The sequence below is a fragment of the uncultured Shimia sp. genome (assembly GCF_947498095.1).
GTDB lineage: Bacteria > Pseudomonadota > Alphaproteobacteria > Rhodobacterales > Rhodobacteraceae > Shimia.
This window is the reverse complement of sequence record NZ_CANMJE010000014.1, coordinates 1-12,916: the sequence shown is the minus strand read 5'-3', so window position 1 is coordinate 12,916 and position 12,916 is coordinate 1. Positions and strand designations below refer to the sequence as shown.

13 protein-coding genes and 1 tRNA gene are annotated in these 12,916 nt (G+C 54.5%); 5 read left to right on the top strand and 9 right to left on the bottom strand.

Annotation, left to right across the window (positions count from 1 at the left end; genetic code table 11):
- Positions 1 to 866: 866 nt before the first annotated feature.
- The 5 genes from Q0932_RS17645 to Q0932_RS17625 all read right to left on the bottom strand — a co-directional run bounded on the left by Q0932_RS17645 (position 867) and on the right by Q0932_RS17625 (position 5,277).
- Entirely contained in the window at positions 867 to 2,060 is a 1,194-nt protein-coding gene (locus tag Q0932_RS17645; RefSeq protein ID WP_299356068.1) for an AAA family ATPase, read from the bottom strand.
- 122 nt (positions 2,061 to 2,182) lie between these two features.
- Positions 2,183 to 3,070: a DUF3102 domain-containing protein gene (locus tag Q0932_RS17640; RefSeq protein WP_299356066.1), complete on the bottom strand. Its 888-nt coding sequence runs from the start codon at positions 3,068 to 3,070 to the stop codon at positions 2,183 to 2,185.
- A complete protein-coding gene (locus tag Q0932_RS17635) occupies positions 3,067 to 3,288 on the bottom strand; it encodes an AlpA family phage regulatory protein (RefSeq protein ID WP_299356064.1) in 222 nt (73 codons plus the stop codon). The genes Q0932_RS17640 and Q0932_RS17635 overlap by 4 nt, the downstream gene beginning before the upstream one ends.
- Positions 3,289 to 3,428: 140 nt before the next feature.
- The gene (locus Q0932_RS17630) at positions 3,429 to 4,607 is read right to left on the bottom strand and encodes an integrase arm-type DNA-binding domain-containing protein (protein ID WP_299356062.1); all 1,179 of its coding nucleotides are present in this window, start codon (positions 4,605 to 4,607) and stop codon (positions 3,429 to 3,431) included.
- A gap of 529 nt (positions 4,608 to 5,136) precedes the next feature.
- On the bottom strand, positions 5,137 to 5,277 hold the full coding sequence (locus Q0932_RS17625) for a hypothetical protein (protein WP_299356060.1): 141 nt from the start codon (positions 5,275 to 5,277) through the stop codon (positions 5,137 to 5,139).
- Between Q0932_RS17625 and Q0932_RS17620 the strand changes: the two genes are divergently transcribed.
- Together Q0932_RS17620 and Q0932_RS17615 are read left to right on the top strand one after the other, a co-directional pair.
- Positions 5,276 to 5,611: a hypothetical protein gene (locus Q0932_RS17620; protein WP_299356058.1), complete on the top strand. Its 336-nt coding sequence runs from the start codon at positions 5,276 to 5,278 to the stop codon at positions 5,609 to 5,611. The two genes, Q0932_RS17625 and Q0932_RS17620, sit on opposite strands and share 2 nt — an antisense overlap.
- A 190-nt stretch (positions 5,612 to 5,801) precedes the next feature.
- Positions 5,802 to 6,686 (top strand): LysR family transcriptional regulator, encoded by an 885-nt coding sequence (locus Q0932_RS17615; RefSeq protein WP_299356056.1) that lies wholly within the window; start codon positions 5,802 to 5,804, stop codon positions 6,684 to 6,686.
- Positions 6,687 to 6,738: 52 nt separating this feature from the next.
- Here Q0932_RS17615 and Q0932_RS17610 read toward each other — a convergent pair whose 3' ends face one another.
- The 3 genes from Q0932_RS17610 to Q0932_RS17600 form a co-directional block, all read right to left on the bottom strand.
- Positions 6,739 to 7,827 carry an AraC family transcriptional regulator gene (locus tag Q0932_RS17610; RefSeq protein WP_299356054.1) on the bottom strand — a complete coding sequence of 363 codons (1,089 nt, stop codon included), beginning with the start codon at positions 7,825 to 7,827 and terminating at the stop codon, positions 6,739 to 6,741.
- 589 nt (positions 7,828 to 8,416) lie between these two features.
- Entirely contained in the window at positions 8,417 to 8,848 is a 432-nt protein-coding gene (locus tag Q0932_RS17605) for a hypothetical protein (protein ID WP_299356052.1), read from the bottom strand.
- 149 nt (positions 8,849 to 8,997) lie between these two features.
- Entirely contained in the window at positions 8,998 to 9,198 is a 201-nt protein-coding gene (locus tag Q0932_RS17600; RefSeq protein ID WP_299356050.1) for an Arm DNA-binding domain-containing protein, read from the bottom strand.
- 190 nt (positions 9,199 to 9,388) lie between these two features.
- Here Q0932_RS17600 and Q0932_RS17595 point away from each other — a divergent pair, with 190 nt between their 5' ends.
- Positions 9,389 to 10,324, top strand: a complete 936-nt coding sequence (locus Q0932_RS17595) for a glyoxylate/hydroxypyruvate reductase A (protein WP_299356048.1) — start codon at positions 9,389 to 9,391, stop codon at positions 10,322 to 10,324.
- Here Q0932_RS17595 and Q0932_RS17590 read toward each other — a convergent pair.
- Positions 10,321 to 11,634, bottom strand: coding sequence for an ATP-binding protein (locus Q0932_RS17590; protein ID WP_299356046.1), 1,314 nt, complete (start codon positions 11,632 to 11,634; stop codon positions 10,321 to 10,323). The two genes, Q0932_RS17595 and Q0932_RS17590, sit on opposite strands and share 4 nt — an antisense overlap.
- A 39-nt stretch (positions 11,635 to 11,673) precedes the next feature.
- Here Q0932_RS17590 and Q0932_RS17585 point away from each other — a divergent pair, with 39 nt between their 5' ends.
- Together Q0932_RS17585 and Q0932_RS17580 are read left to right on the top strand one after the other, a co-directional pair.
- A complete protein-coding gene (locus tag Q0932_RS17585; protein ID WP_299356044.1) occupies positions 11,674 to 12,588 on the top strand; it encodes an MBL fold metallo-hydrolase in 915 nt (304 codons plus the stop codon).
- A gap of 80 nt (positions 12,589 to 12,668) precedes the next feature.
- Positions 12,669 to 12,743 (top strand) — tRNA-Asn (locus Q0932_RS17580).
- The last annotated feature ends 173 nt before the right edge of the window (positions 12,744 to 12,916 follow it).

Here is a 12,916-nt window from a genome sequence, read left to right as displayed (position 1 = left end):
CGTCTCACCTTCAATCCACCGCAGGTGTCGATTGCAGTCAGCGGCGTCAGCCAAAAGCGCGGGGTTCAATCTCATATGTTCGCCTCATTGCACCACTGTTGCAGGATTTGCTTGCTGGATTTGCTGTCCGGGGCGACGTGGATGTGAACACCAGCGCAGGTGATGAAATGCTCGACGCCATCCGTCTCATACGTGGTCGGTCTGCCAGCGGTTCTGGCAATACACCGTCGAGCGTGACGGATCATCGCTTCTAGGCGGATTCGACGCATAAATTCACGGTCTTCGATCATGATTCCCCACAAACAAGGACACCCGTCGGGGCGCGCGGACGGCCTATTATAGCGCAAGATTCCAGTAACTGGAAGGTTGGTACAGGGGGGTCATTTTTCGGATTAGTTCTAGAATCTCTCTCCCCTGTGCGGTGGTGACCCCCAAGTCGAAGTTACGGAACACCCCGCCCCTGATGGATATAGCCGACCCGTTATAGGCCGTTGCGTGACGATGACGGTGCAGGTCGTGCCGTTGCGGATGTGATGATGCTGGTGGTGTGGCAGGTCGTGTCGTTGCTTGTCGTTGGTGGTTGGGCTGTCGTTGCGTGATGGGACGCTGTCGTTGCGTGGTGGGCATATGGTGTGACGGTTATATGCGTGCGGTGCGTGACATACTTGCGGGTGGATAGTGGTTCATCACACCAACGCTACTGCGTTAACAATGTCGTGTTGGTTGTCCGGTGACGCTGCTGCTACTACTCCCCCTTACAGGGGGTAGTAGTTCAGCGGAGCGCAAGGACACCAGCCAACGAACCGTCTTTGTAAGGTGCAAAGAACCACTGGGAAGTAGTTCAGCAGTTGTTCAGCAGTAGTTCTTCACTTGTTCCACCACACACCTTTCTTGGCTACGTTACGCTTGTTACGTATGTCTGGAACATTATCGGTGCCATCAAACTCAACGGTCCGTAACGTGCCGTCGGCACATAGTTGGCCCGTTATACGGCGCACATCGGCTTCATCATAGTCGGGTAACATCTTGTGCATCTTGTTCGGCGCGGTGTTGGCCACAGAGACCACTTCGCCACGAGCGGCCCAGTGGGGCAATCCTTCCTCAATGGCCTGACGGATCGCACGGTCCGTGTCGCCTTGTTCCAGTTCGGACACCGGGGCAAGAACACCATCGTTCCACTTCAATCTGATCGGTTTCGCCTTCGGGCCGTTGGTGCGCTTGTCCTGTTCCAACCACGTGACGTTTTTCTCGCAGAACAGGAACAGCCGACTACGGGACTTGCTGGACCACAGCGAGTGCCCAGCGTACCGCGATTCTTCGTCCTTGGCAGGGTGACCGATCAGGGCAAGTGCCATGTTGTACCGGTCGGCCAGCGTCTCACAGTACCAGAGGAACGGGGCGACATCGTTTGCCGCGTTCTGGTTGCCCCTGAACAGATCGCTGATCGGGTCCATTGCCAGAAGATCGGGTGCGCCTTGGTCAAGCGCACGTTCCAACATCCGCGCATATTGTGACGCAGTTGGTTGGCCACCTTTCCCGGTGATCTGCAAACAGGTGTCTATGCCCTTCATCTGCGGCATGACGAAGTTCTGAGACAGTTGGGATTCCTCGTATGGGTCGAGGCATAGGGATTCACTGATCGCCTTGAAACGGCTCACAATGGCGCGTTCGGGGTCTTCGGTGGACAAGAACCACACGCGCAGTGGTGTGCCCCCTGAGTCGTTGGTCAGAGGGCATCTGCCTACGGCAAGACACATGCTCACGTACATCATCAGAAACGACTTACCGATCCCGTCGCGCCCGAACAGCGTTGTGATCAGGCCACGCGGTATCAGGTCAGGCACCAGGTATTCGACATCACCTTCGTGATCCCTGACCCGATCTTCCCAAGTTCCAATGTGCGGCCAGTTTCGGGGCAAGTCTGTTGCGGTGGTCAATTGCCGAACTTGTGCTTCAGCCTTCATGCTTGCGAAAATCGCCCGTTCGCGGGCAATGGTTTCTTCGTAAGACAGAGTCGGTTGCTGTACCACTCCCGGTGGGTATTGTACTATGTCATTCATGACGGCCTGTTCCTTGCAGATCGCGGGTTGTTGTTGGACCCGTCGCGCCCTCGCAGCGCGACGGGTTTTCTTTTGGCCGACACACTCGGCAAGGATCAGTTATTCAAGTGTGTCAGGGTCGTTCAGGTGTCACCGTAAAAATCGGGATACAGCCGACGCAGCATGTCGAACGCCAAGCCCCGTGCGTGACGTTCACGCTTGGTCATTTTCTGTTCGATCCGTGACGCGTGACTGGCACGGATTTCATCCAGCGACGGCATTCGATCAGGCAATGATCTTGGCTTGGTTACCAGCGCATCACCCATGTCCCGCAACCTCTTGTGAAGGTCCGATGCGGCAGCTTGCTTCTTATCACCAAACTTGTCGGGGTGTGTTGCCATCGTCAGCAATTTGAATTCGGCTTGTGTGAACGGCTTATCCTTGCGCATCCACCGTTCCGCTTTCTTCACCCGTTCTTCGAAACCGGGCAATATGGCATCAAGGCGTTCCCATGCCAGTCGGTCGATTTCGGCTTTGTGTTTTTTCTCAACGGTCCGCAACACCATGTCATGGGCTTCATCCAGCGCGGCCTTGTGCGCCTCGACGGTCTTGTCCAGCCGCACCTTGGCCGATGCTGACAACGTGGCTTCCAAGTCCCCAAGCGTGGCCTGTGGCTGTGCTGGTGCGGGCTTCGGCTGCGGCTGTGGTTGTGGCTTCGGTGCGGGTTTACCGCGCGCAACCGCCAGCGCATCGTTGATGGTCAAAAGCGGAACCGATGCGGCATTTGATGTAATGACCTGTTCGTTGTCGGCCAGCTTCATCAACTTCTGTGCAAAGCTGATACCGAACGGCAGGTTTTCTTCCACCCACGGGGTCCACTGACCGTGCGGGGTGTCCCGTTTACGTTCGTTCAGCATGTGACCCAGCTTGACGCCACGGACCACCACGGACTCGGCTTCACGCACAAACGCCTGTGCCGCCTCAATGATAGCCCGGTCCGTCACGTGGGATACCGTAGCGAGACGGGTCATACCGCACCCACCTTCGGATTGCAGGATTTAATGGTGCTTTCGGGCAGGTTTGCCTGCCATTCGGCAATCACAGATTCAGGCCACGCGATGACATTCGGGCTAACCTGTTTGGGCTTTGGGAACTTGCCCTTTTTAACAAGACGGTAAAGGACAGGCCGACTAAGGCCAGTGAGTTCCAGAACGCGCGGCATACGCAACATTGGTACGGCTTTTTGCATGTCTTTCTCCATTGATAGTGACATCTGGAGAAACACTAATTCACTTGAGGAAGATTCCACAACCCCTTGTTATTGCTTAGTTTTATATATAGAAATTCTTATATCCAATAAACCAGTGCGAACAATGACATGCCAAAAAACTACGCGCATACACCCGTATTTTTAGCGCGAATTTTGTCCAGGTGATCGGCATATTCCTGCACCATTTTGCGCCGTTCGTTGATGAATCTGGTGCGGTTGTAGGCTTTGCCGTGAACCTCTGGAACGCTGTGTGACAACTGCTGTTCGATCAGTCGCGGCTCGGCCCCTAAGTCTTCGGCTATGACCGTGCGGGCGATAGCGCGAAACCCGTGAACCGTTTGACGATCCCGCCAACCGATCTTGTCCAATAGCTTGACCGCGATCTGTGGACTGACGTGTCCGCTTTTGGCGCTGTGGCTGTAGAACACGAACTCAAACCGTCCGGTCTGTTTGTGCAGTTCCCGCAATATCTCGACCGCCTGCGCTGGCAATGGCACGGCATGCTCCACGCCGACCTTGCTGACGGTGTAGGTCCAGAGCGCTTTGTCCAGATCGATGTCGGCCCAACGCATCGCCTGTATCTCGCCGGGGCGTTGGAACAGATACGCGGCCAATTGCAGGAGTGGCTTGCCGTAGGAATTCCCTGCCCAGTCCCAAATGTCGACAAGCATGCGCCCGAGGTCGTCACGGTCGATCACAGCGGCCATGTGCTTCACAGGGGGTGGACGGTCCAGACCACCCTTTAGATCGGCTGTGACGTCCCTGTCCGCCTGTCCTCGGGCCACGCAGTAGCGCATCACCTGCCCTATCATGCCGACCACCCTGACAGCCGTGTCTGTGGCCCCACGGTCTTGAATACCGGTAACGGCGCGGATCACATCGACGGGCTGGATGTCGCGCGGTGCCATGTCACCGAGGACCGGAAAGACATCGTTGACCATTCGGTTTCTAAATCTCAGGTGATGACCATCGGCCCAATGTGGTTTCTCGCGTTCCATGTAGGCTTCGGCCAGATCGCGGAACGTCGTAGCCTGTGCGGCCTGCTGACGTGCCACAGCGACCTTGGGGTCCACATCGTCACGCTTGAGGTCCAAGGCGGTCTGACGGGCGTCCAGCAGCCCCATAGCAGGATATTCGCCCAAGGTGACGGTGCGGTCCTTCCCGTCCGCCTGTAGGCGGTAGCGCCAGACCTTCTTGCCTGCTGGTGTGACGTCCATCACCAGCCCACCACCGTCGGTCATCCGATAGCGTTTATCGCGGGGTTTTGCGGTGCGGATTTTGCTTTCTGAAAGTGCCATGCTGTGCCCTGATTGTGCCCTGATTTCTTGAGACACGCTGATATTTGGTGAGACAGGAAATGGCAAGTTATATAATAAAAGCTAATATATACAATGATTTATGATACTTCTTGAGATGGCATGAGACAGGGGGTATGTTAGTTGCCGGGCCTACCAAATTCCACCGCAAAACTATTTTTTATGTGGCTATTTGTTCCCTGACCCGGAACCGGTACTCACAACCATTAAACACATCTGGGAGAATTGGTGCTTTTTGTACTCATTTTCTCACGCATCAGGCTTCGAATAGAAGTTCGACCAATAGACCGCGTTCTCCAGTGTCTGGACATGCTTCTCATCAGCCGATGAGTCTGGTTCGTTGTAATCTTTCCATTCCTCACCCAGACGTTTCTCGATCTCGAGATCCTGAACGTACTCCCCTAAAGGCAGCAGAACCTAGCCTATGAGTGGTGCTCGTACCCACCGTCAATCGGATGGGTACACTAGCGACATGCTGTCACGGCTCCCATCAGTTGGACTTCACCTTGCGCTAGATGGGATCGTCCTGCGGCAGGTCATCGATGTTGAGCTCAATGAGCTCGTCAGCGTGGTCGTCAGTGAGTATCAAGCACTTGCGTTCATAATCCCACGCGCGATCGGGCGTCAGATCATCGGTCACGGGTAGGTGCATGAAGTACATCTGCGCAGGGTGGGCATTCGAGGAACAGAAAACTCGGATTTCGCCTTCGTTCTGCGATGCTCGGGGTTATGGTCGGATGAACGGGCAACTGGGTTGCAAGACCACGATTGTGGCCGTGGACCTTGGCCGCTCTGGGTCCGGTGGCGAGGGCTACCTTTTGAGGTCTCTGATCAGGGCAGGCTTACAGGGGGCATTCCCTTTGCGCACGGTTACCGACGCTGATTTGCCCGCGCCAAAGTGGGACGCTGCCCATATTGCTTGGAAGATGCCCCCGGAGGCCTTAGCGGGTGCACTGGCCGCGCAGGGGCCGGACAGGTTCTTGTAAGCGATGACGCGGCCAGCATCAACTGACCGAGTGGGTTTCCTAAATCTCTTGGCCATTCAATGCCAGAGATCTGTTCCTTGGCTTAAGTGGGCAGAAAGGGCTTGCAAGTCCCAACATAAAATTGTCGGAAAATCACAAACCATCAAGTGCCGATGTCCTTAAATCCCAATCGTATCAAGAGGACAAAACAATGGACAAATTCTGCGAACTAGAGGCTTTTGCAGCTGTTGTGGATCAAGGAGGATTTACTGATGCCGCAAAGTTAATGGGCGTTTCAAAATCTTCAGTTTCCAAACACGTGGCCGCACTCGAATCTCGGTTGGGTGCACGCCTCTTGAACCGAAGCACGCGCAGAGTTTCGCCAACGGAAGTTGGTAACATTTATTATGACCGCATTCGGCGCGTGCTCAGCGACGCACATGAAGCCGATGCGGTGGTGTTAGATATGCAGTCTGAACCAATTGGAATGCTGAAAGTCGGATGCCAAGCCGATTTTGCGGTTCATAGACTCATGCCATTGGTGAAATCCTTTAGCGACCAATATCCTCTAGTTTGTCTGGACATAGAGTTGAATAGGGGCGGGGCGAACATGATAGAACGCGGTTGGGATGTCTCCCTCCGATTAGGGCCATTGGGCGACTGTGAATTACGCTGCAGAAAGGTTGGAGAAACGACGATGCGGCTAGTAGCCAGCCATGATTACATCGCGATCAATGGGAAACCAGACACTATTGATGATCTCAAAGACCATCAGCTTATTCACTCCTCCGGAAGTTCCGCTGAAGCGAGATGGCTATTGTCCTCTACGATAGGTCAACCACGGCACGTTCGCAATGTAGGAAAACTAGTTGTTAACGATGGAACTTCACAACTCATGGCCGCCCGTGCTGGTTTGGGCATTGCTCATTTACCAGACTTTTTATGTTCGGAAGCATTAGGAAACGCTGAGGTTGTTGAGATACTGCCCACGCTTCCAACAAGGCGAATTGGCGTGCTTGCGCTTCACTCAGCAACCCAGCACACTCCCTCAAAAATTCGAGCATTCATTGATTTTCTTGCCAATAACTTGGATTGAGAAGCAGGGAGAATTGTAGCAATCTAGGTCTTTGCCCCAACGAGCAAGCAAACTACCAGCTTTTTCTCTTCTGATATCCACTTGGAGCTTCGCCAGACCAACGTTTGAAAGCTGAAGAAAATGCCGCCGTGTCCGAGTAACCCAACAAATAGGCAATCTCCGTAACGCTGATTTTGTCTTTGAGGTAAGACTTTGCGAGCTCAAATCTAAGGTCATCAACAATTGTCCTAAAGGTAGTACCTTCTTCAGTCAGGCGTCTCGCCATTGTTCTGGAACTTAGACCCAGACTGGCCGCAACTTCATCGGAAGGTTCCAGTCGATTGGGTAAGCCCTTGGTGAGAACACCTTCGATAAGTGCCTGCAAACTAGGAAGCTCTTCTGGAGCCTCCTGACGCAATCGCTCACCGTACTCTGTTAAATGTTTTCGCAATCTCGGATCATAAGTGGGGATTGGGATTTGAAGCGTACTATTCGACAAAATCATCTCAGTTTTTTCGCACCCGAATTTTACGGAACAACCAGCAAGGCGCGCGAAGGACTTCACTTCTGACCTGTGCTCATGCGCGAACCTCATCTCCAGTGGAAAGAAATTACTTTCTGTGATGCTTCGCAAATAGGTCAACGATCCATACAGCAAGAATTCGTTATGCCGATGGTATTTTGCAACCCTTGCGTCCGCTGCTTCAATCTCAAATGCAGCAGCGTTTCCCGACCTTCGGAGTGAGTATCTATAATAGGTGTCTGTTTGGGAGTAAAAACGCGCGGAAGTTTCAATCGCTGCCGCCGTGTTCTCCGAGTAGCGAGCGATGTAGCCGGGCAATGTAGCCGAAGAAAAATATTTGAGGCCAACCTTCGCACCAATTGTGGGGTCGCCTAATTCATGAAACGCCAGTCTCAAGAACTGAGCCTCTTTGATGGTGTCAATTACGACTTTATCAGAATGCAGGTCGGCTTTTGATAATCCTACCTCAGCAAGACACTTATTAGCCAAAGGTCTGTCTTGCCGCTGAACGTATTCAAAAATATGCTTTAGTCGAAAATTGTTGGCCTGCATGAAGGAAGCACCAAAGAAGGGAGCGATTTCAATGTCGACAACTCTGGCAGAAAAGCACAAGTCGCACAAATGTTTTTCGTAGATCAAACTTCTAAGATCAATTTAGCCAGCTTGGAAATTCTAGCTGGGCATCGCACCTGCGGATGAGGCGAATAGCTAGTTGTGAAACCAAAAAAATCTGCCGGTTAAGTGCAAAATGAATAACTCCACCCTAAAAAAGGCCCGACAAACTTAACGCTTGCCGGGTTAGTCTTCACTCATGTTCTACAACGAGCCGGGTGGGGCATGAGGTCGCTGTAAATTTGGCAATCATCACCTAACTGAGGCAACACTTTTGGCTACCTTATAAAGCTGTAAATGGGAGGCAATTGGGCAAATCACTTGTGAGAGCCTGCCAAAATGTTTCTGAAAATTGCCATTCGATGTGATCGAGCGTTGTCACAACGAATTTGGGGCAAGCTTTCCCGCTGATGATAGTCCAAACCTGTCTTCTTGATTGATATCAAGGAGCCAGCACTCGGGATTAAACACCGTCACAGTCGCTCCTGTTTCCGGATCCTCTAGGATTCGCAAACAAGAACTCGCGATGACCAATGAAAGCCCGAACGCCCTCAATGACCTCCAGAGCCTGCCAGGAAAGTGGCGCGATCTGGATGACGCCGGTCTTGCTGACCTTCTAGCGCAAGAGATCACCGTCGATCTCAGGCCAGCGCATGTTCAGGATTTCACCGGCACGCGCCAAGATCAAAGCGTACATCGGCAAGAGCCGCTGCGCCATCGAGCCAACTTCCCACGACCAGATCTCATCAAGAATCTTGCCGAGGGTATAGTGGTCGTTGGTGGCGGCCGCGCGGTGCTTGGTTGGAATAGGGTCGTCCAGTGCAATGGTCAGCCCTTGCGTAGAGTTGGATAATGCCAGACCGATGACCACAGCGTAGGACATGATCTGCCCAATTATGCCCACGGCGCGCTTGGCGGTATTCGCCGCGCCACGGTCGAGGATGGGCTGGATTGCCGACATGACATCGATGGCTTGAATGTCTCCGACAGGCAGGCCGCCAATACGGGGCCAGACGTCATTCCGCATCCGGTTACGAAAGCACTCCATATGGCAGTCACTTCAATTGGTGCGCTTGGCAAGAAAGTCCTAGGTGACCTTCTGGAAGAGTCAACCGACTCACCTTGCGCCCCGTCCCGGCGCTTCTCAGCGAAGGGATCAAGACCCCGCCGGATCTGCGCACTGGTCTTCTCAGCCAGTTAGCGCGCCTTCTTCAGGCTGACTTCAGGGTAAGTTCCCAAGGAAGCGGTCGCGGCCTTGCCGTTCGAGCGCGTGTAGCCGAGTTGCCAGCTGCGAGACCCGCGTAAGCGGATCATCAATGATAGCCTTCGACCATCCGACATTCGAATGGGTTTGGAACCGACCTTCTTGGCGGGGATTTCTGCGTCCTTGAGCTTCATGTCAATTCTCCACGGTACAGGATTGATACCGGTTTTCGGGTGCGTATGCGGAGATGTCCTTGGACGATTAATTCGTAGAGGGTGCCCACTATCCTTTTTTACGGGGCTTGCAACAAACCCAAAGACATTCTAGGCCGACAGTCCGGTGAATGCCGGGCCTACCAAATTCCGCCCTTTTCAGGATATTCCCATGACTTTGTTGATCGATGCTGCAACATCCGGTTGGTTTTCCGACTCAGAATTGCGGGCCGAAGTGCGCAGGTTCGACCCCGACCTCGACATCGTGACCCATGAAGATGCTTGGGACCCTTCAGCGATCCGTATGGTGGCCGTGTCACGTCTGCGTCCTGATCTTCCCGCGCGCCTGCCGAATCTCGAGTTGGTTCAGAAACTGGGTGCCGGGGTCGAAACCATTGTTGCGCACCCGGCCTTGCCACCACATGTGCGCGTCGCTCGATTGAAACCCGAGGCCCCGGCCCGCGAGATTGCAGAGTACTGTCTGGCATACGTAATGCGCGAACAACGCAACATGCGGTTTTATGCAGCCGAGCAAGAAGCCAGCCGCTGGACGTCCGTTGCGCCGCGCGAGACCCACAAAACCACAGTTGGTGTTTTGGGGCTTGGCCACATTGGCGGCTATACGGCTGACTTGTTTCACAAACTCGGATTCAATGTGCTGGGCTGGAGTCGCAGCCCCAAGTCGGTAAATGGCATTGAATGCCTGCACGGAATTGACGGCTTACTTGACCTCTTAGGCCGCTCAGATCACGTAGCCGCCATTCTGCCTTCAACCGAGGCGACGCGAGGCCTGTTTGATGCAAAGATGTTCGCGGCCATGAAGCCCGGCAGCACGTTTCTAAATGCAGGGCGCGGGGATCTGGTAGATGAAGGCGCCCTGGTCGCAGCGTTGGACAAAGAGCGCCCCGGCCACGCGGTGCTGGACGTTCTGAACCAAGAGCCCCTGCCCGCCTCCAGCCCTCTGTGGCAACATCCCTGCGTGACCATCACCCCGCATGTGTCTGGCTGGCACTTGGGGGACGCTTTTGCGGACGTGGCCCGGAATTACCGCAGCCTTGTCGCCGGAGAGTCTTTGCTTCACGAAGTCGATCGTGCCCAAGGATACTAGCGTGCGATAACGATGTCGGCGCAGAGCCCACCCATGGTCTCGCTTTCACCCAATCGCAAAACGCCGCCATGCGCACGTGCGATGTCGGCCGCAATCGCCAAGCCCAGCCCAACACCCAAGCCGCGGTTCTGATTGCGGGCGGGCTCTAGTCTGGCAAAGGGTTTTACTGCTTCTTCGCGATCTTCCGGTGGAATGCCCGGTCCGTCATCCTCAACCCGAATGCGCAGAAACTTGTTTGAAAGCTCGACAGACACTTTGGCATTCGTGCCATAGCGCACGGCATTGCCAATCAGGTTTTCGATCGCCCGTTTCAACCCGATTTCTCGAAGCGGCAAATTGCCTTCGCCAGATACGTTCCCTAGCGTGATCTTGCTGCCGCCCCGCGCACTGTCCTCGACCAATCCGCGCACCAAAGCTACGGGGTCAATATCCTCAACATCCCCTTCCGAGGCGCCTTTGGCAAAACTCAAGAACTCGTCCAGAAGCCGTTGCATGTCTTCGACGTCGCGCACCAAAGGCTCAACATCCTCGTCATCTAACAGGCTGAGCCCCAGCTTAAGCCGCGTCAAAGGCGTGCGCAGGTCATGGCTTACGCCCGACAACATCATCGTGCGCTGTTCGATTTGACGCTCGATCCTCGACCTCATGTCCAGAAACGCATTGCCAGCCGCGCGCACTTCGATGGCTCCTCCGGGGCTATAGGCGACATGGCGGCCGCGGCCAAAGGCTTCGGCAGCGCGAGACAATCGCGTGATCGGGCGCAGTTGATTGCGCATGTAGAGAAAAGAAATCACCGTCATCAAAATGCCAAAGGAGACCATAACGACCAGCATCTGATGTGGATTGCGGGCCGAGGCGCGCTTGCGTTCAAATTCGATCTGAGCCAGCCCGCGATTGGTTTCGACATAGACACGCATGCGCCGGTTGTTGGGCAAATCGACCCGCACCACCCCCGGGACATACTCGTTCAGCGTGCGAATGACGACGATTCCAGAAAAATCGAACCACCGTCGCAGGTTCTCGCCCGGATCCGGCACATCGAACCGCAGATCAATGTCAAGAAGATCCAGAACCTCTGCCAACTCGGCATCTTGTGGCGGGCCTTGATCAAGATCGTTCACCGCATCCACCACCAGATTAATCTCGCGCGAAACCGCACGTGTCATCTGGTCTGTGACGCCCTCAAAATGCCGTTGAATAAAGGCCGTCGTCACCACAAGTTGCAGCATCACGATCGGCAGGATCAGGATCAGGGCGGCCCGCGCATAGAGGCTGCGGGGCATATAGCGTTTGAGCCAATTGAACATCATGGTTAAACCTTGCCGTGACACGGCCCTAAAGGAAAGCCCATGACACCGGAAATTCTTGAATTTGACCCCACGCCCGGGCAACCCGAAGCTCTGTCACCGGGCCTGCGACGTGTGCTTGCAACCAACCCTTCGCCGATGACCTTTCGTGGTACCAACACCTACCTTGTTGGTACACGCGAGATCGCTGTGATTGATCCCGGCCCCGACAGCGACGCGCACCTCGAGGCGATTCTTGCCGCTCTTGAACCGGGCCAGAGCATCAGCCACATCCTTGTGACACATGCACATGTGGACCATTCCCCGCTTGCGGCCCGCCTGTCCCAGCGATGCGGTGCTGACATCTGGGCGTTCGGAGATGCCCTTGCCGGGCGCAGTGCCGTGATGCAAGAACTTGCAGCACAGGGGCTTGCCGGCGGTGGAGAAGGCGTGGACGCATCCTTTCGTCCGGACCACACTCTGGCTGACGGTGAGTTGGTAATGGGTGATGGCTGGCAGCTGGAAACGCTGCACACGCCGGGCCATTTCGGCAACCATGTGTCGTTTGCGTGGAACGATATCTGCCTCACAGGAGATCACGTGATGGGTTGGGCCAGCTCGCTGGTCTCCCCCCCGGACGGAGACCTGACGGACTTTATGGCGTCATGCCACCGGTTGAATGCACGGCAATGGTCGGTTTTTCACGCAGGCCATGGCGCGCCAATCACGGAACCCAATGCGCGGCTTGATTGGTTGATAGATCATCGATTGGGCCGAGAGGCTGAGATATTGGCTGCCCTCCAAGACGGCCCCGCGCGTGCCTATGATCTCGCTTGCCGAATTTACACTGAAACCCCCACCGCTCTTATGGGTGCGGCAACTCGCAACGTCTTTGCACACCTTGTTGATCTTACAGGAAAAAATATCGTTTCCCCCCAAGGTCCATTGGAATCCGAAGCCGTGTTTGAGAGGCTCTGAGAAAAAATCGGGAAAACTTTGGAAATGTGACAAAATCCACTGGACGCCAGAAATTTCCATCGCTATATCACGCCCCATGTTCCGGCGTAGCTCAGCGGTAGAGCAGTTGACTGTTAATCAATTGGTCGTAGGTTCGATCCCTACCGCCGGAGCCATAAATAACCCCTTTAAGGTCAAACCCTTAGAGGGGTTTTTTCTTCACAAAATGTTTCAAAAACATTCCATGAATGTCCGTGTTTATCCACGGTTATCGTTGAGCAGCCCTATCTGACGGGTCCAAGTTGATTGTTAGTGCATGATCGGCCTGGGTTCCATTGGTATGATGGTT